Here is an 18,472-nt window from a genome sequence, read left to right on the forward strand (position 1 = left end):
ACTATTTTTTTCTCCATTCACTTAGTGTTTCGTTTATAATTCCGGCTCTTTCACCGATTGATAACGCATCGATAAAATCAACCCAATCCCAATCATATTACCCAAGATAGCTGATCCCCCTTGGCTAATAAACGGTAACGGAATCCCAGTTAGTGGGAGTAAGCCGATATTTGCCCCAATATTTTCAAACACGTGGAACAAAATCATCATTATAATTCCGGTTGCAATGTAGGCATAAAATTCATTGTTAGTATCAAAACAGACACGAATCATACGATAAATCAGAATGAAATAAAGTAAAATAACAAATGCTCCACCAACAAACCCAAAATTCTCACCGATAACGGTAAAAATCATATCTGACTCACGAACAGGTACGTAAATATCACTAACATTGTAGCCTTTCCCAAACATCCCACCAGAGCCGATTGCAAGTAAACCTTGGGCAGGTTGATATGACGCACCTCCTGCATCGTGAAACGGATCTAGCCAAGAATCAATCCGCGCAAATTGGTAGGCTTTGAAAATGCCCAAATCGCTCAAGAATGAACGACCAGTCTCTGTAGTAACCAGAAAAATGGTCCCTCCACCAACTATCACAGCAAATAATAATACAGGTACAATAATCCGCCAAGAAATCCCTGACATCAAAAAGACACCGCCAAAAATGGCTAAAAAGACCAGCATCGTCCCGAAGTCTTTTTGAAGTAAGACAAGCACAATCACAGGCACCGTGACCGCAAACATTTTTAAAATTAAAAAACCATCCGTCCGTAACGTTCGTTCTCGTGTTCTGGCATTATGTTGTGTGACTACTAAAGCAAGCATCAAAACAAACGCAATTTTCATCAGCTCAGAAGGTTGAAAACTCATTGCTCCAAAACGAAACCAGTTTTTAGAACCCGTCAAACGATCCATATCCTTATCATAAAATCTTAACAAGGCCATCATGACAGCCAAACCAATGCCGTAAATAAATGGTGTTAATTTCCAAATCCATTTTAACCGCATATGCATAATAATGATAATTGCTACCGTACCTAACCCATACCACATACACTGTTTCAACATTTCTGTCGTAATCGCTTTGGTCTGTTCATCGTGTGTTAAAGCAACGTAAAGCGACAACAGTCCAATCAAACAAAGTAAAAATACTGGCAAAATAACACCATAATCAATTTTATTATCTAACGAATTCGTTTTATTCTTATCCATTATTCATCCCTTTTCTACAAAAAACGTACTGGCTTATATTATAGTCGTCTCGGCTAATAAAAGAAAGTCTGACTCTTCTAGATTTGGAAAAAAATTAACTTTTAGCAGAACCATTCCAACTTATTGCTGGAGGATTGTCCTTTGTCTAACTACACCCAAGCAGCTTAACTCTCTTTTCCTACTAAATCGTAAGTGTTGCTCTCTTCAACAATTTACCTGTCTGCCCTTAGTCAGTTCTATCATCTATTCAGCTTAACGTTCTATTCCCATCTTCCCTAACGCTCCTGTATTCGAATTTGCCTGACCTTTTGTTTAGGCCATTCTGTATTTTGTTCGACTTAATTAATGCCCAGCTTTCCAATTCGTTTTCCGTTCTTCTGACAGCCTGTTAGCCAAGTCATTTCCCGATATCCTTTTGTCCAAGCTACTTCCCGACATCCTTTTGACCAAGCTGCTTTCCATTTTTCTAAGGTCCTTTTAACTTTCCGCCGCTATTCTCGTCCCTCGTAGAAGGCCAGCAGTGCTTGGATAACTTGACTCATCACAGGCGAAGTTAAATGATTTCTTTCTATAAAGTAGAAGTGGCGCTGGTAGCTTTTAGAAAGTGGCTCGAAAGCTATTTCAGTAGGCACAGCTCGTTTTGAAATAATTGAGCGGCCGATTCCTTGTTTTAGCAGTGCAACAATCACTTCATTACTTTGAACCTCCAAAATTGGCTCCGTAATATTTTCCTCATCAAAATAACGCTTCATATAGTGATAAACACCCGATGTTTTCTCTCGGATTAACCAAGGAGAGCTAGCAACATTCCCTGCCAAAACTAATTGATCGCTCAAAATAGCTCGCCGTAAAATCCCTTCTGTCGCAAGTGGCTTTTCAATGAAGCCAATATCCGCTTCATGCTTGGCAACTTTATCCAAAGCGTCATGTGAATTTGCCATAACAATTTCAAACGAGACCTTCGGAAATTTTTGTAGCAACTCCGTCATTAATTCTGGCAAACAATAGACAGCAAATGTATGAGAAGCCACAATTCGGCAGCTGACCTTTTGATTACTTTCTTGAACCAAGGCATCCACCGTCTGTTGCCAATCATCCAAAAGATTTAATGTTCGTTGATACAAGATGTCCGCTTGTTTTGTCGCCACCATCTCTTGTCGTCCATTTCTTTGAAACAATACCACCTGTAATTCTGTCTCTAATTGTTTGATTTGATGAGAAACAGATGGTTGGGATAAGAATAAAATCTCCGCACTCTGTGAGAAATTCCGCGTCTCGTAGACAACTCGAAAGGTTTGTAGTAATTTGAACATTGCAATCACTTCCATAATTTTTATTGATACTAACTATAATAACTATTTATTTCAAATATAGATAGACTTCCTATATACTTAATGAAGACTTAAACAATCGCCTAGCTAGTTCATTTTTTACTGACTTACACGAATCATCTCAACCGCTCGCTCATTGGTGCACTTTTTTGGAGGTCATTTGTTATTTATCCAGCTCTTATTCGGTTCCCTTCAAAAGCTTTAAGCCACTGACTATCTAAAAATTTAAGTATTTGGAGACTTTTTTGTCCCCAGTCAAAGGAGTTTATTATGCCAAAAGTTTTTCAATCTATGACCAAAAAATTTATGCCCTTCTTACCCGGCTTGGCTCTATCCATTGTGGTGGCTGCTGTTAGCCGATTACTCGCTCTCCTCGTGCCTCAACTAGGAGGAGCAACAATCGCCATTTTACTTGGTATCTTTTTAGGAAACACTTTCTTCAAACAAAAAAGTCTGGCGGTCGGAACCAAATTTGCCGAAAGCAAACTATTGGAGGTCTCTGTTGTTTTATTAGGTGCTACAGTTACCTTCCAAACCATCGCACAGATTGGCCTCAAAGGAATCATCTTTATCATTATTCAAATGTCCCTTACGATTATTTGCGCCTATCTTATCGGAAAAAAAATGAAATTCTCCGACAGCTTTTCTCTCCTCATGGCTGGTGGAAATGCGATATGTGGCTCTTCTGCCATTGCATCTATTGCTCCAGCTATTCATGCAGAAGACGAAGAAAAAGGACAAGTCATTACTCTAGTTAACTTGCTTGGAACTGTCATGATGCTCACCTTGCCATTTTTAGGCTTATTCTTATACGGAGAAAAACTATTGGAAAAAAGTGCACTAATCGGTGGAACGTTACAATCTGTTGGACAGGTTGTCGCAGGAGCTAGCATGCTCAATCAAGCCGTTGTTCAATTCGCTATGCTCTTTAAAATCTTACGAATCGTTCTATTAGTCGCCGTCGTTTTTCTTTTTGAACTGTTTATTCAGAGAAAAATGCCCACTCCCCCCTCAGTTCAGACCAAGACAAAAAAGAAAAAGTTATCTCTTCCTTGGTATGTGTTAGGGTTTCTATTATTTTGTATCCTTAACAGTCTAGTCAACCTGCCTACTTTTGTTGATCAAACCGCACACTTTGTCAGCAGCTGGTTTGAAATAACGGCACTTGCTGCAATTGGTTTGCGTTTAGACTTTGCCAAATTTATGAAAGAAGGGCCTCGTTTACTTCTCTATGGGCTTTCGGTCGGTGGCTTGCAAACTATTTTTGCCATTCTCCTCATCTTTTTGCTTCAATTTTAAAAAAAAAGAGCCCTAAAGTTTTTTTCAAACTTTAAGGCTCGTTTCACTTATTCATAACATTCTCAATAAGCCAAACTCAGTACATCAGCTTTTTGAGTATTTTTTCTTATATAGTTAGTAATAACTAACATATCTGGTTAGTTTTACTCAATAGACTCCATCACACGTTTCAAATCAAAACCTCGACCTAATACTTCATTGGCTGGCATCGAAATAATAAACGCTTCGCCATCAATTTTTTGAACGGCTTCTTTCACCAAAGAAAAATCTTTCTCATGAATCACAGTCATTAACATCATGCCCTCTTGCCCACGAAATCCACTTTCTATTGGCACCATGGTTACACCTTTATCCAGCGATTGGGTCAGTAACTCTTTCATCAAAACATACTCTTTTGAGATAATAAAAACATTTCTCGAACGAACAGGTCCTGCTTGAACTAGATCGATCACTCGACCAATCACAAATAAACAAATTAATGAAAACAAAACAACATCAATATCAAAGGCAATAAAGGCAGATAAAATAACTAATCCATCAACTACCCACACGGAAGCGCCTAATGGTACATGAAAGTATTTATTGACAATCTGAGCAATAATCGCCGTCCCCCCTGTTGAGGCACTTCCACGAAATTCCAAACCAATCCCAATTCCAGCAAACACCCCACCAAAAATTGCACTCAACAAAACATCGTGAGTGACAACCGGTAGGCCCTCTGTAACCCCTACAAAAAATGGAAAAACTAAACTCCCATAAATGGTCTTGATCCCCGTCGCTTTTCCTAGCAACAAAAAGCAAAGCAATAACAACGGAAGATTAATCGCATACAGAGTCAACGCTGCATTCCAACCAAACGCATGGTTCAAAACAACACTAATCCCACTAGCTCCCCCAGCAACTAGGTGATTGGGCAATAACAAAGTATTCATCGTAATCGCCAAAATCAGCGACCCAATCGTCACATAAATATAATCCTTAAAAAATAAGTGCATATCAAATTTTTTCATCATTCCACCCTCTACTAAAAAAGTCCTAGTCTAACGTAACATACTCTATTCAGAAGGGCTAGAGCTTGAGGGAGAAAAAGTGATTATTTTTTGGCGAGGCAAACCAAATTTGAAGATGTTTGAGTATTCTGTTATTCTATAATTAATCACATAATAACATTCGACACTTTAATTATGAGATTTATTGGTTGTCAAAAGATTCTTAATCAAAGTGTCAAAAAAAAGGAGCAAAAAATGAAAAAAATCACATGGGTACTTATCCTGCCCCTCTTACTCGTAATGGGTGCGTGTAAAACAACTGACTCAAAGCCCTCAGCAACTAACGCAAGCACCACTTCTGAATCAAAAATACACGAGGTAAAAGAACTGACTGTAGCAGATGCTGAAAAGATTGAAATAGGTGATGCTAAGGAGACAGTCTACGAAGCATTAGGACAGCCTTTGAAAGAATGGCGTTCGGATTCTGATTTTGTTCAACAAATGCTAGATAATGAAAAAAGGAAAGTAGATATGAAGAGTACGCTAAAGAAATCAGCAGAGGAGCTAGACAAAGAGAAAAATATTTCAACAATAGCCGAAGAAAATTTAACAAATGAGAATTTGATACTACTTCAATACACGGTGAACACAGAAATGAACACTCAACTTTCTTCACTCGTGTGGATTGACTCCAAAACAGACAAAGTGAGTCTAACGACTATTCGAAGCTTTTTAAACGAGGACGGCACCACGCCAGTTGTCCAGTTAAAAGAAACTGGATCAGACAAGCCTAGCAAAGGAATAAATACGTTCAACTTAGGTGATACAGTAATTTATACAGATGAACTCGACGGAACAACCTTCGATATAACAGTCGAGGATATCTCAAAGAGCAGGGGGAATTCCTACTATAAGCCTGAAGGAGCATTTTTTTCTGTGGTTTCCTACACTGTCGTAAATTCGGGCGATGTATCCGCTAGTTTTTCTCCCTTAAATTTTTCTTTTTATGATGAAACAGGTGCAGAAATTAAGCAGTATGAGAAGCGCCCTACACGTGCTCAAACTTTGGCACCTGGTGAACTTTACGGATTCTCAGTATATTATGATATACCTACTGAAGAAGAAAACTATGATTTTCGACTTGACGACGCAATTTGGAAAGGCAGCTATGTGTCCGAATTAAGCTACTAATAAAGTTATTAAAGTTACGATTATTTTATTCAAATAAAATCCAAAAATCATAAACAAACAAAATAAACTACCCTTTCTTCAATTTACAAATGCGATAGGCTCAGCAGAGGACTATTTAGATTACAGTGCTTTTTCCAAACTAGGATTTTATGATTAACTTATATATGAACAATATCCAGCAGATGCCACACAATTTGCGATAGATAGTATTGAAACGGATTGGAATCAGCAGGCATTACTTAGTGCTATAGAATATTTAGATTATCAATCCTTTTCATATCAAGGATTATAGGATCAATTAATTTATGAAAAGTTCACCGAGGAACAGGTTCAATACGCATAGATAATCTTCCTGATATAAGTATTAGGAAACAGTTTCTATTCTTACACTTGCATAAATACCTATGTAGCGAAAAACTAATTATCTAGTTCTGATAGCATAATTATGGATGTATTTATTTTGCTTATATAACTTGCAAGCTCGTACAAATTTTCACTAAATAACATTAAAAAGAACTATATTACAGGAGGATTATCCAAATAAAAAAGATTTTAGGCCTATTTACTATTATCGTAGTGTCGCTAACCTTAACCGCTTGCGGTGATTCAAAAGAAAAAGAATCAACATCCAAAAATACCCAGTCAGAAGTAGTTGAATCTTCAAGTACTAACGAAGCAAACACAATTGAATCTACCAAGCTAGATGATTCTTCAGAACCCTCAGAATCATCCACATCTATCGAACGAGAAACGTCAGAATATACCCCTGCAACTAAAGTAGCATTTCAGCCTAAAGATGTGTCTGATAATACAATTCAATCTATTAAAACATACAGTGATTATCTTAGTATGTATCATAAAATCATTGAAAACTATCTCTCTGAGTATGAAGAAACTGTTAAAGACACTGTCCTCTATGATGAAGCAAGCTTCCAAATGCAAAAAGACCAATATGATCAAGCTTTTGCAGCTCAACAAACTCAATATAAAGATATGGGCGATAAACTCTTAGTCGGCAAAGATTCCCTTGTTGATTTCCTTATTAGCTACCGTGATAACTTGAGTGATTTAATTGAAGGCTACCGAACCTCTTTACAGTAGTAAATACTCATTTAGACAGCTAGAAGAAAACATCTATTCATCAATGTACAATGTCTACATTTAAATAACAGTTTTCCTTACTATGAAAAAGGCTCAAAGTCACCAGTACAAAGTGACTTTGAGCCTTTTCAACTCGAGAAAACATACATAAGGAAGGTAAGGGATTCGAACCCTTGCGCGGTTTAACCCGCCTAACAGATTTCGAGTCTGTCCTCTTCAGCCGGACTTGAGTAACCTCCCAGTAACAATAGAATTTTCTCATACTTTGAATAATTAGTCTAGTGGCAACCTATTTCCCACAAATTCGTGTTTACCATACTAATGAATAATTCTCCTGCACCATGAACGAAAGGTAAGCCTGTGATATTTTTTAGTTAGCATCACAGGCTCTTCATTCTAAAGCCGCTGCTTGTCTATTGTGTTGTATATCTTTACTGAAGAATCGTTCCACCTTTTCCAATGTAGCCTATCCATGTGCTCCCATCATACAGTGAATAATATACCGTATCATCACCTAATAAGTAGGAATACTTTGCTGTAAATAATTTGCCAGAAAATTTCGGTTCGTTTGATTTCCCAATAGAATTGGACCAATATAGATCTTTCCAAATATTGTATGTTTTGCTTCCATCTATTTTCACTTTTTTATTTACCAAGACCGAGTCCATTTTTCGCATTCCAGTTGAATTAATATACCCCTTCCAGTTATCGCCTCTGTATAATGAATAATATGAGTGGCCATTTCCTATAGTATATTTATATCTAGCCTTGTATACATCGCCTTGTTTAGTTGCCTCTACCAGCTTAGAAGTCCAATATAAGTTTTCCCAAATTGCGTAAGTTGATGTGGTTGCCGTTATATACATATCATTTTGCGCAATTGGAGAACATACCTGTACGGCCTTAACATTAATGTATCCTTTCCACTCGCCACCTTGATAAAGTGAATAATATGAATCTCCGTTACCTAATGTATATTTGTATTTCGCTTTATAAACCAATCCTTTTTTATACTCTCCCGTATTGCCAAGCTCTTTGTTAAAGAAAAAGTTACCCCAGAGTTTATAATTGGGACTTATCGCAGATACATATATGTCGTTTGTTGTAGTAGACTTCAATTCTTTGGCACCATCTACATTTAAGAATCCAGAAAATTCCCCTGAAACATATAATTCGTAGTACTTATTAGCATTCACTGTAAAAATTTTCTTTGCTTCATATACTGTTCCTAACTTAGTAAGACCTTTCTTTGTTTTATATTCGAGATCTCCCCAAAGAGTCCAATCTGCTTTTGTAATGGTCACTTTTTTATTAAACGATTCCGCAGGATAATTATTTTCTGCTCCTTTCAATCGATAATAATATACTGGTAGTCCTGAATAATCGCCCATCCAGTTTTTTGCTGGAGTTGTTGCGATTCCATTTTTAGGGTATGTGCAATGAATAATTGTATCGTTGCTTAAGAACACACCTGTATGTCCAGCTGAACCAGCAGATCCACCTTTGTATCCGGCGACAAAAATATCGCCTCGTTTCACTTCTGCACGGCCGATTGGAATCAGCAGACTGCCTTCTAATCTGAAGAGCGAGTCCGTATTCCCCATACTACCAGTAGGTAAAAATCCTCCTGCAATCAGCGAATAATACACTGATGAACTACAATCATAACTATTTGGACCATAACGATTACTCATTGAGTAAGTTACTTTCCCTTCACGATCTTTAAACCATTGAATCATTTTATCAATACTTGCCATTTGTTTACATTCTCCTTTTATAATTAATTTGTATTCATTTGATAGAAAAACCTATCCTTTTAATTACTTCCTAAAACATCCCAGCCAGGACAACATAAATAGTCTATATCCTGGACCAAGATTTTTTTACCATACGTCGTTGAATAGACGTATTTACTTCCATATCTGTTGACAATCTCTTTTGACGTCACGACAACAACCTTACCTTTTTCATCACTACTTATTTTTTGGCCACCATACCAATTAGTCGCTGTCTTTCTTAAGCGACAATAGGTGCCTGAACCAAATGAACGATCATCTAACTTACGAGCACTTCCACCCGTTGACGATTGCGCTTTGGCGTAGGCTAACCAGGCTGTCCTATCGCCATAAAAACTATTTGCATCCAACGCTCCGTTATAATTGGCCAACCTTGTTTTCGAGCTATATTGATAGATTGTAGGATTCCCCCAATAATTTACAGCTGGTGCTGAGGGCCGTTTATAGCCAGTAATTGGATTATCCGCACCATATGAGGCATACCATAATCCGTAATCTCCGTCCTTTACCGTTTGCCAGTTTTGACTGTTCAGCATTGACTGATACGTATAAAGTAAACCTTTCACACCGCCTGTTAACACCTTTAGTCTATCTAAAAATCTTCGACACCATGTGGGCGAGCTTACAGATAACCCTTCTTCATAATCCAAAAAGAGAACCGCCTCTCCAACGTAGCCTTTACTATTCTTGTAAAAAAAGTCTGCCTCCGCTTCTGGGTTGCCATTTTTTGCATAATGATAGACACCCAACAGTTTGCCAGCCTTCTTTGCCAATTGATAACGGGTGTCACAGTAGGGATTCACGTAGCTCGTTCCCTCAGTCGCTTTCACGATAACAAAGTCACAAGGCACTTTAGAAACATCAATATTTCCTTGCCAGCTTGAGATATCAATTCCGTTTAAAACCATCAGACTTTTTTTCCTTTCTTTGAGTCTTCCGTAGGGACAGCCGTAGAATCAGTAAACTCATGATCTCCATTATATGAATCGGTTTCTCCAGACATAGAGAGTAATTTCTTAATCATCCCTTGTAAATTGGCCGGAACTCCGACATTCATTTTTGCGACATTTTCTAAAATAGAAATCAGCTCATTGGCTATATAGAAAAAAGCAACGGCATCACGTAACATCGACTTATCTCCTAGTAAAGTATCTAGGAGATGCGCGACTGCGATTACTAATAATATCGCCATCTTCCTCGCAATCCCCTTAAATCCAACCCTACTGGAGAGTGCACCATTAGTTGTCGCACTCAAAATACCAGTAAGGTAATCCACAATAATAATCCCTATTACAACTTGCATCACTGTACTCCACTCCCCAAAAACAACTCCAAAAACACCTCCAAGAGTAGCAGCACTCAGTTTAATCATATTTTCTGTCATCACTTCCTCCTTCATAAAGAGACCTAAACTCAACCAGTCTTTCAGCTAACAGCTCTCACTATTTTTGCTTATATTACAGTAAATAGGTTCCGTGTATAGTCAGCCATTGATTAGCTGGAATATCTGTCAATGTTGAGTCCGTCACTTGTCTATAACGCGAAAGCATCAATACTTTTTGGCTAAAGTTAATCGATAATTGCCATAGAGCTGTTATAGACCCTTGCATCAAGCCAATCTGAATTTGCCCTGTATTCGAGCCAATAAATTGTGCTGGTATGTTGGCAATTGCAATATTATCATTTTTTAGTAAAATTTTTGTGTTTGTACCTATTCCACGGAACTCCACCACTCCATTAACGGAACGAAATTTAATTAAATTACTAGCAACATTGGCATGGTTAGAAATACCTGATACCCATGTTCCATTCACCCATCCTGTATCCTCTACCACTGCTACTTTTTTGCTACCAACTAATGGCGTTTTTGCGAATGTTTTTATGCCGTCAATAGTCTCATTACTTGTTTTATTTACATAACTTCCAGCTAGTCCGTCCACTGCTTTTACATGCGTTTTTAAATATTTTTTCACACCATTTTCTTGTAATTGTACGATATCTGCCATTTTATGCTTCCCCTACCTTTTCAAAAATAATATTTAAGATTTTTACACTATCTAATTTCTTTTTATCTGTTGAAGACATTAAGCCATTTGCAGTTGCCGTTGCAGCTGCTGTTGTCGTCGCATTTGTTCCTGCTGGGCCTCTTGCACCTACATCACCCTTGGGTCCCTGTATTCCTGTGGCACCCGTTGCGCCTTTTGCTCCTGTATCACCTTTGAGACCTTGAGGGCCAGTTGCACCAGTGTCTCCTTTTGGTCCTTGAGCTCCTGTGGCACCAGTCAATCCTGTCGCCCCTTTTGCTCCCGTATCACCCTTGGGTCCTTGTATCCCTTGAGGACCAACTGGACCCGTCAATCCTGTTGCTCCTTTTGCCCCCTGTGCGCCTGTTGCACCCGCATCGCCTTTTGGTCCTTGTAGTCCTTGGGGGCCTTGATCTCCCTTATCCCCTTTAATTGTTGTTAGACCAACGATTGCACTTGCGTGGGTTTGCGGATAGACCTGTGCATCATTCACTTTTATTTTTACAATATCTGTCATCTACTTCTCCTTTTCTATAGGTTCAATGGTAATCGCAGAACCACCTAACGAACCCTTATTATAATCACTGACAATCTCCTTGAGCTTCATAAACAACTCACTGGTAATGATTCCATCCGCTGTTTCAGAAGCATATGTTGGGTTTTCCGGACCATGAGTAAGGCCTAAATCTTCTTTGGTGATCTGAACATTTCCGACTTTTCCATTAACCGACAATACAGGCGATGTTCCTGCAATCATCTCTTCGATATCAATGATTGCCTTCACGCTAGTCTCCGGCATAAACTGTCGTTGTACCCCTTTTTCGTCCTTTCGCATAAGTTTTCGGACTTCTACTTGATTACTCACTCACTTCACCTACTTTAGTTAAATAAAACGTATCTTGAATGACGTTTCCGATTTCACCAATAAATAAAGCAGAAGGTCGTGTTTCCTCATTCACTGAATCTAGCTTAGTTATTTCATAATTTTGACTAAATGCGTCATCCTGTAAAGTAACAAGAGCTTCAATCGTTCGCCCCTTAATCGTCTGTTGGTTAGATTCAATAGCATCTAATCGTTGACCTAGTATAGAATATCTTTTTCCCGTAATGGAGGATGTTCTTGCAGCGATCACTTCTCCATCTTTCATCGATTCTGACAATTGACTATTAAATTTTTCATCCAATTTTTCAAATTTCTTTTCAACTGCATCTTGTCTATTTTTAACCTTTTCGGCAACAGATAGCATTTGATGATATAAAATACTCATATACTCCATCATTCTGGCCAAGGCTTCTCGAACATGACGCCGATACATCTTTGTTCGAATCCATAAAGCAAATTTACTAGCTAACGGATCAATGGTGCCATTTTTTAATATTGATTCAACCTCTTCAACATCTGTCGGATCAGTATAGTCTACCGAATGATTTTCTCCAGTCGGTTGAGTATCATAATATGATTGATTCTCTGCCATTTTTTTCAACTCCTTATTCATAATTTACAAAACAGAGATTGAAGCTTGCTTTCCCACTTATCCCTCTGCTTTTCCCATCTACTTCTCGTTCGTTTTGCCACATTGCATACGTTCCATTTGGAAATTTCTCACCAGGATATGAGAGCCACCAATCAAATTCTTTTACTTGATTGTCAAAATAACGAGTATAATAATCCAAATCACTATAGTTCATTGGTAGATAACCCCGTTGTTTTACTTGTTTTAGGAAAGCAACCCCCATACTTGAAACTAACTCCTTCGTAGGAATTACTCCCTGATTCAAAGCATAGCGCTCGCTGACTGCCCCCCAATTCCAAGCAACTGGCAATGTGACTATTTCTTTATATTTGTCTGCTACATTACAAATGAATTCAGCTTCTGACACTGCTTGCAATTCATCTATCGCGTAACTCGTTAAATACAGCCCTACCTTCATTTTTGCTGCAATAGCGTCTTGAATATGTTGTTCAATTAATTGATCTTGAACTGTTCCATAAGCGACATGTAGCATAACAAAAGTATGCCCTGTTGCCTTCAACACCATCCAATCAATCTCTTTATTCTGTTCAGAAATATTACTTCCCCGATACAGAGATTGAAGTGGCGGACGCACAGTCCCTTCTATCTGTTGACGCAGATTATCAATTGACAACTCCATCTCTTGAATCTTTTTTTGGTGGAAAGGGATAACTTTGACTTGTTCTTTTATTACTTGTGTTTCTCCATTCACTTGATCTGTCTGTTTCTTTATCTCCAAAATCTGTTTGCTGTTTGCCATAAGTCCCGTGTTCACATGATTCATCAGTGAGCGCATTTTCTTATAATCCCCTTGCATCTGCGAAAGTGTCTTCTTCCTAACGCCAATTGTTAAAACAATCTTTTGAGGATTTAGCAAATCAACCTTTTTCTCAATTACTTGTAATGTCTCTGTCTCATATAACAGAGGATTATCAACGGGATATGAATTTCCTAATTCAATAAACTCGTAGTTTTTATCTAAAAGACCTAGCTCAATCGCTTCAACCGACCAATTAACCAGCAAAGTTTTTTGTTGTTCTAAAAATTCCAATCCTTTTTCCTTCAAAAGCTGCTTGTTTTTAATATCCGAAAACTCGATACTCTTTCGGATGACACCAAATTCTTGCACCAACTTTTTATCCTCTAAATATATTTTCCCATCATTTACTGAAGAAATATCTATTCTAGGTTTCGAATAACTAGAGTTCGCTTCCTCACTGTCCGCGGTTTTGATTTCTTCACCTAATGGAACAACTTGTGTAACCAAATTATCAATTTCAAGCTCTCGATTGGCACTTTTCAAATTCCGAGTAATTTGTAATGGTGTTTTTGATTCTCGACCATATTCTTTAAGATAATCTAAATAGAACCGCCCTTCTTGCTGTCGCAAAATCAGATAACCACCAAGTTCGTTTAATAACGACTCTTTGATTATATCTGCAGTTTTTTTATAATCTATCCCTATAGCAATCAATTTCTTTTCTACGACAGTGACTTTGCCTAGATAAATCTGCTTATGGCTCTCCACTTGCTTATTATGTTCTTGTAAAAGAAGACCTAGATACTCTTTTGTAGAACGAGCTGTCGGCTTCTGGTAACTTTGAACACTATCATAGAGATAAGACTTAGCATCCTCACAAAGAATCTTTTCAGCAAACTGACCATTAGAACTCATCTCATTTCGGATATTCACCACTCGACCGTCAAACACCCTTTTTTTATTATTATCATAAATCTCTACTCGATTTTTAAAGGGTCGAATCTTCTTATATAACTCATGCTGCGGTCCAATCGTGCACTCAAACGTACTAATCCCTAATCCTTCTAATGATAGCTCTAGCTGACCGTTAAAAATTTTATTTCCGTAATTGTAAGGTTCATGAATGACTTTTTTTTGATTGCCAAATTCTTCGCCATAATAAATTACTTTATACACTTATGCCATCACTTCCGTTTCTATGAAAAAGCTGACATGGCCCTGGCCAGTAACAGTTAGTTTATTTCCCCCTCTGGATAGTTTGAAGAATAGATCTTTGTTCTCACCCACTGAGATAGAAAATTTTTCTTCCTTCGTCTCAACGACCATCGTATTCGTTGAAACTATCATTGGGCTGACGGCGTTTACCCCCTCGTTTACAAGTAGAATCTCTCGTTTTCCATCCACATGAAAACCAGTCCATTGATCAACGCCATCTGTTAAATACGCTTCATTAAATACGTCCGAATAGCTTGTTCTATCTCTTATTGCAAACGGGTAGCAATCAAACACTACTGTTAGAGACAGAGAGTCATATTCTTGACTGTCATCTACTGAAACGCTCTCACACTTTCCTACCCAATGACTAGTTGATAAATAACTATCATAAAGGGGCAAAATTTGATTAATCATCAGTTGTTCTTTGACACTCGCTTGAATCTCCTGACGCCGTTCGTAGGCCATCGACGGTGCATATAATCGAAATGTAATTTTCCGATTATTAAATACTCGTTCACCCAACAGGAAAGAAAAATCATACACCCCTTGCATGTAAGGAATCTCTTCTACTATCTCTTTTTCGCTTGGCGTAGGGGCATCATGTTTAACTAGGTAAAAGCCTTCTTTTTTACTATCAAACTTTCCAAATTGAAAAGATGGAGCATCATTAAATAATAAAACCATCTATCTATACCTACTTTCATAATTCATCTTGTTCCCTAAATAACCATTCATTGGCTGACCAATTTCCCCAACCAACGCACCTGAGTCTATTACAATTTTTAGTTGTTTGATTTCATGGAAAGCCTCTAATAATCGTTCTTGTACAGGACTTTCTACTACATGATTTACTTGTGCTTCAAACGAGAGGGATTGATCAAAACCTTCTGGACCACCAACCGCATGCTTCACTTGAGAAAGCATTGTTTTAGCATTCTCTACCGCCTCAATTCCGTAACGTTTTATACCTACTGCCACCCCTTGTGAAATAAATTTCCCTGTATTATCTCTAAACCATCTTGAAGGAGAAGCTGCGTTAATTGCTTGATTGGCGGCACTCTTAGCATTAGCCATTATTTGACTAATCGCACTTAAAACAATTCCCGAATTATTATTAATCCCACTTGCGATACCAGTAACCATGTTCGTTCCGACACTATAAAAACTCACATTATTAGCCGCTTCTTTCGCACCCTTAGCAGCTGACTGGGTTGCATCTCTAAGTAAATAAGCATTCTCATTCACACCTTGGACACTTGCCTCTATTTGCGCTTTCCCTGAATTCTGACCTTCTGCAGCTTTCTGTTTCCCAGCTTCATTGGCTTTTTCCATACTTTTTTCGCTTGCTTTGGAGACATCTATTGAGGAAGTGTCAATTCCTGTTTTCAAATACGTACTTAGTTGTTTACCTAACTGTTCTGAATTGGTATTTCCGTTTTGAATAGCTGTTAAAAAAGACTGAACACCGGACTCACCACCAGCAAACATATCCTCGGGTAGTAATTCTAGCCCTTTCATGATTTCTTCTCTAGACATCGTTCCTACAGCTGTATAATCTCCGCTACGTAGCGCTTGGACAAGTTTGTTTGACCCTTCAAGCCCACGACTCTCCATCATTCCAGCCATTAAAATAAATTGCTCATCTAGACTTGCTCCGTTTTCAACGTAGGAATTCAACAATGCCATCAAATGTTCATCCGTTATCGTTCCAACATTTTGGAGGCTTGCTGAAATAGTCTCTGCATTCATCTCACCATTATTCACTAATGTCTCAAGAATCTGAGTGCCTTGTTCTGCATATTTTTCTTGAATCAATGTATTTTGTTCCGTAAGGTCACCAATTTGTTGCGCATATCCAGCCTTTTCCTCTTCAGTCTTAGCATCAGAAAACTGTTTTTTTAATCCCTTGATTTTTTCTTCGTTTTCAGTTAACTTTTCTTGTTGTGTGACTCCTAGTACTTCCATATTTGCCAACATAGATTCCTGCTCACTCACAGATAAGGCCTCCATATTGTCCAGTTTGCTGATTCCCGCCTGAACATACGCTTCGCTTTGTTCTTGAAGAGCTTCTCTAATTAATTCAGTTTCAGCTTGCAGTTGTTCTCTTTGGGCCTCTGTCAACACTTCATTGTCAACACTTTTATTTTCTGCTAGCTGCTTGGAGTACCCACTATAAACTGCTAACATCCCATTATTTTGTGAATCTAAATCTGCCATCATCTGTGTACTGGCATCCGCATAGATTCTCTGTTTTTCTTCTTCTGTTTTAGTAGCAGCTTCCTCTATTTGCTGATTATAGGTATCATAAATTTTTTGTTTCTTCTGTTGTGAATTCTCAACAAGAGCTGTTGTATTGTCAAAATATTCCGCCATTCTTGCGCTAAGCTTCTGTTCACCAGTATCTGAATCCTCCATAGTAAAAGCATCCTTTAACTTCTGACCTGACTCACTGAATCTGTTTGCTAAATCTGAGCTTTTAGCAGCCATCTCATCAAATCCTTGAATAGTGCTCGCTACCACATTGGCTGTTTCTTTCCCTAGCTCTTTAGTTGATTCGGTCAATACACCTACTGTAGCCGAATTTTTACCCAAATCTGTATATCCATCAATTATATTTTGAATATCATCACCCATACTATTGAAGGTTTTTCCAGCACCTTCCCAATTACCAGTCATAGCTTGAGCAGCCATAACCGCCATCTTGCCTAATACAATGAGTCCCTGAACAACTGCCATGACTGTCGTCACTAGGAATCGAAAGCCATCGACAAGAAGCGCAACACCCACTACGAGCGTCCCTGTAATAATCACACCAACTGTTTTAAACGCATTCCCTAATGTTTCTAGACTAGGAATGGAGCCTGTAAACAAACTTCCCAAGCTCTTCAAAGAATTCCCGATTTGACCAAATGCAGATTTTACAAACCCTTGAATATTCATAAAATTACTTTGCCAAGCTGCAGCAACCGAAGCGACCGCTGTTACAATTGCGAGAAGTGCGATAGTTATTGGATTCGTAAGTACCACTGCTGACAAACTCTTAAATGATTGAATACCAGAAGAAGCCATGTTGCTAATGCCCATTTGTATGGTCGTACCAATACCACTCATGACTGTACCACTCCTACCAAATTGCTGGCTTGTTTCAGAAAAACTCCCCATTAGTCGTTTTAAGTTAAATATAGGATGGGCAATAGCACCACTTATTCTAGGAAACGTATTCTGCGCTCCTTCTGCAATAGAAGTAAATTTTGATTTGAATTTTTCAGGATCGATTTGAATTAATCGATCATCTAGACTTTTCGCAATACTTGAACTAAACGTTTCTACGACAGAATTGATAGCTCCAGCTCCCGATAAAATCGCACTTCCAATAGGCTCTAATACTCTTGTGAGCCATAGTTCTTGAACTTGCTGTTCTGCATCCGTAAACAAACCACTCATGATTGCCTTACTTAACTCTTCAATATTTTTCTTGTAGATATCTACACCAATTGGTTTGACTAGATACTCATATAAAGTTGACAAGCTACTTACTATAAATTCCGTCGATTCAGAGAAAGCTTGTTTGATACTTTCCATAGAGACAGTCATACTAGCTACCGTTGATTGTAAGGCTGTTGCTTGATTGGCAAATACATCTAGATTAGCATTTAATATACTTAACTCATTATTCATCTCTCTTAATGATGAAACAATTGATTTATCTTCCATCTCTTTTCCTCCTTTCCTCCATTATCTGTTTGGCTTTATTTAAAGCTGCACTTCTTGTTCTTTTCTCATTTCGTTGTTTATTCTCTTTTGTTCCATCAATCTCCGACATGAGCGTCTGTTCAATTTTTTGATGATTATATAAATCTGTTAATAATGGATATTGAAAATGTTTGCCATCTTTCTTCAACAATTTAAACAGTTTATTCGCATAAGCAATCGTGTAGAGTCCTTGCTGTTGATCGTTAGATTTTAACGCCGCCGCTTTCATACGATAGTTGTACTCAGACCAACTCATTCGCTCAATTTCGAGTAATGTAATTGTC

18 protein-coding genes and 1 tRNA gene are annotated in these 18,472 nt (G+C 38.1%); 4 read left to right on the plus strand and 15 right to left on the minus strand.

Going from position 1 to position 18,472, the window contains the following annotated elements:
• Window positions 1–33: 33 nt before the first annotated feature.
• Window positions 34–1,215: an FtsW/RodA/SpoVE family cell cycle protein gene (locus IGI37_RS15565; RefSeq protein WP_438762977.1), complete on the minus strand. Its 1,182-nt coding sequence runs from the start codon at window positions 1,213–1,215 to the stop codon at window positions 34–36.
• 491 nt (window positions 1,216–1,706) lie between these two features.
• Window positions 1,707–2,528 (minus strand): LysR substrate-binding domain-containing protein, encoded by an 822-nt coding sequence (locus IGI37_RS15570; protein WP_438762978.1) that lies wholly within the window; start codon window positions 2,526–2,528, stop codon window positions 1,707–1,709.
• Window positions 2,529–2,816: 288 nt separating this feature from the next.
• Here IGI37_RS15570 and IGI37_RS15575 point away from each other — a divergent pair, with 288 nt between their 5' ends.
• Complete coding sequence (locus tag IGI37_RS15575) at window positions 2,817–3,845, plus strand: YeiH family protein (protein ID WP_438762979.1); 1,029 nt, start codon at window positions 2,817–2,819, stop codon at window positions 3,843–3,845.
• Between the two features lie 143 nt (window positions 3,846–3,988).
• On the opposite strand, the gene IGI37_RS15580 is transcribed toward IGI37_RS15575, so the two are convergent.
• Window positions 3,989–4,855: a YitT family protein gene (locus tag IGI37_RS15580; RefSeq protein ID WP_438762980.1), complete on the minus strand. Its 867-nt coding sequence runs from the start codon at window positions 4,853–4,855 to the stop codon at window positions 3,989–3,991.
• 234 nt (window positions 4,856–5,089) lie between these two features.
• Here IGI37_RS15580 and IGI37_RS15585 point away from each other — a divergent pair, with 234 nt between their 5' ends.
• The 3 genes from IGI37_RS15585 (at window position 5,090) to IGI37_RS15595 (ending at window position 7,126) form a co-directional block, all read left to right on the plus strand.
• Window positions 5,090–6,025: a DUF4352 domain-containing protein gene (locus tag IGI37_RS15585; protein ID WP_438762981.1), complete on the plus strand. Its 936-nt coding sequence runs from the start codon at window positions 5,090–5,092 to the stop codon at window positions 6,023–6,025.
• A gap of 247 nt (window positions 6,026–6,272) precedes the next feature.
• Complete coding sequence (locus IGI37_RS15590; RefSeq protein WP_438763669.1) at window positions 6,273–6,317, plus strand: hypothetical protein; 45 nt, start codon at window positions 6,273–6,275, stop codon at window positions 6,315–6,317.
• A gap of 284 nt (window positions 6,318–6,601) precedes the next feature.
• Complete coding sequence (locus IGI37_RS15595; protein WP_438762982.1) at window positions 6,602–7,126, plus strand: hypothetical protein; 525 nt, start codon at window positions 6,602–6,604, stop codon at window positions 7,124–7,126.
• A gap of 150 nt (window positions 7,127–7,276) precedes the next feature.
• On the opposite strand, the gene IGI37_RS15600 is transcribed toward IGI37_RS15595, so the two are convergent.
• From IGI37_RS15600 to IGI37_RS15655, 12 genes are all read right to left on the minus strand, one after another.
• Window positions 7,277–7,366: transfer RNA gene (locus tag IGI37_RS15600), tRNA-Ser, on the minus strand.
• Between the two features lie 191 nt (window positions 7,367–7,557).
• Entirely contained in the window at window positions 7,558–8,883 is a 1,326-nt protein-coding gene (locus IGI37_RS15605) for a peptidoglycan amidohydrolase family protein (protein ID WP_438762983.1), read from the minus strand.
• Window positions 8,884–8,942: 59 nt separating this feature from the next.
• Entirely contained in the window at window positions 8,943–9,830 is an 888-nt protein-coding gene (locus IGI37_RS15610; RefSeq protein WP_438762984.1) for a GH25 family lysozyme, read from the minus strand.
• The gene (locus tag IGI37_RS15615) at window positions 9,830–10,306 is read right to left on the minus strand and encodes a phage holin family protein (protein ID WP_438762985.1); all 477 of its coding nucleotides are present in this window, start codon (window positions 10,304–10,306) and stop codon (window positions 9,830–9,832) included. The genes IGI37_RS15610 and IGI37_RS15615 overlap by 1 nt, the downstream gene beginning before the upstream one ends.
• Before the next feature lie 73 nt (window positions 10,307–10,379).
• Window positions 10,380–10,928 (minus strand): hypothetical protein, encoded by a 549-nt coding sequence (locus IGI37_RS15620; protein ID WP_438762986.1) that lies wholly within the window; start codon window positions 10,926–10,928, stop codon window positions 10,380–10,382.
• A gap of 1 nt (window position 10,929) precedes the next feature.
• Entirely contained in the window at window positions 10,930–11,463 is a 534-nt protein-coding gene (locus tag IGI37_RS15625; protein WP_438762987.1) for a collagen-like protein, read from the minus strand.
• Window positions 11,464–11,811, minus strand: coding sequence for a hypothetical protein (locus tag IGI37_RS15630; RefSeq protein WP_438762988.1), 348 nt, complete (start codon window positions 11,809–11,811; stop codon window positions 11,464–11,466).
• Window positions 11,804–12,421: a hypothetical protein gene (locus IGI37_RS15635; protein WP_438762989.1), complete on the minus strand. Its 618-nt coding sequence runs from the start codon at window positions 12,419–12,421 to the stop codon at window positions 11,804–11,806. Before IGI37_RS15635 ends, IGI37_RS15630 begins: the two co-directional genes overlap by 8 nt.
• Before the next feature lie 13 nt (window positions 12,422–12,434).
• Window positions 12,435–14,396, minus strand: coding sequence for a phage tail protein (locus IGI37_RS15640; protein ID WP_438762990.1), 1,962 nt, complete (start codon window positions 14,394–14,396; stop codon window positions 12,435–12,437).
• Window positions 14,397–15,119, minus strand: a complete 723-nt coding sequence (locus IGI37_RS15645; protein WP_438762991.1) for a hypothetical protein — start codon at window positions 15,117–15,119, stop codon at window positions 14,397–14,399.
• Window positions 15,120–18,149 carry a hypothetical protein gene (locus IGI37_RS15650; protein ID WP_438762992.1) on the minus strand — a complete coding sequence of 1,010 codons (3,030 nt, stop codon included), beginning with the start codon at window positions 18,147–18,149 and terminating at the stop codon, window positions 15,120–15,122.
• Window positions 18,139–18,444 carry a hypothetical protein gene (locus IGI37_RS15655; RefSeq protein WP_438762993.1) on the minus strand — a complete coding sequence of 102 codons (306 nt, stop codon included), beginning with the start codon at window positions 18,442–18,444 and terminating at the stop codon, window positions 18,139–18,141. Before IGI37_RS15655 ends, IGI37_RS15650 begins: the two co-directional genes overlap by 11 nt.
• Between the last annotated feature and the right edge of the window lie 28 nt (window positions 18,445–18,472).

Source organism: Enterococcus sp. AZ194 (assembly GCF_051713825.1).
Taxonomy (GTDB): domain Bacteria; phylum Bacillota; class Bacilli; order Lactobacillales; family Enterococcaceae; genus Enterococcus_K.

Bases quoted from the DNA above. Each gene is read 5' to 3' on its own strand.
- IGI37_RS15585 (WP_438762981.1), top strand. From the start codon at position 5,090: ATGAAAAAAATCACATGGGTACTTATCCTGCCCCTCTTACTCGTAATG.
- IGI37_RS15575 (WP_438762979.1), top strand. From the start codon at position 2,817: ATGCCAAAAGTTTTTCAATCTATGACCAAAAAATTTATGCCCTTCTTA.
- IGI37_RS15645 (WP_438762991.1), bottom strand. From the start codon at position 15,119: ATGGTTTTATTATTTAATGATGCTCCATCTTTTCAATTTGGAAAGTTT.
- IGI37_RS15655 (WP_438762993.1), bottom strand. From the start codon at position 18,444: ATGAGTTGGTCTGAGTACAACTATCGTATGAAAGCGGCGGCGTTAAAA.
- IGI37_RS15615 (WP_438762985.1), bottom strand. From the start codon at position 10,306: ATGACAGAAAATATGATTAAACTGAGTGCTGCTACTCTTGGAGGTGTT.
- IGI37_RS15635 (WP_438762989.1), bottom strand. From the start codon at position 12,421: ATGGCAGAGAATCAATCATATTATGATACTCAACCGACTGGAGAAAAT.
- IGI37_RS15620 (WP_438762986.1), bottom strand. From the start codon at position 10,928: ATGGCAGATATCGTACAATTACAAGAAAATGGTGTGAAAAAATATTTA.
- IGI37_RS15565 (WP_438762977.1), bottom strand. From the start codon at position 1,215: ATGGATAAGAATAAAACGAATTCGTTAGATAATAAAATTGATTATGGT.
- IGI37_RS15650 (WP_438762992.1), bottom strand. From the start codon at position 18,149: ATGGAAGATAAATCAATTGTTTCATCATTAAGAGAGATGAATAATGAG.
- IGI37_RS15625 (WP_438762987.1), bottom strand. From the start codon at position 11,463: ATGACAGATATTGTAAAAATAAAAGTGAATGATGCACAGGTCTATCCG.
- IGI37_RS15605 (WP_438762983.1), bottom strand. From the start codon at position 8,883: ATGGCAAGTATTGATAAAATGATTCAATGGTTTAAAGATCGTGAAGGG.
- IGI37_RS15610 (WP_438762984.1), bottom strand. From the start codon at position 9,830: ATGGTTTTAAACGGAATTGATATCTCAAGCTGGCAAGGAAATATTGAT.
- IGI37_RS15570 (WP_438762978.1), bottom strand. From the start codon at position 2,528: ATGTTCAAATTACTACAAACCTTTCGAGTTGTCTACGAGACGCGGAAT.
- IGI37_RS15580 (WP_438762980.1), bottom strand. From the start codon at position 4,855: ATGAAAAAATTTGATATGCACTTATTTTTTAAGGATTATATTTATGTG.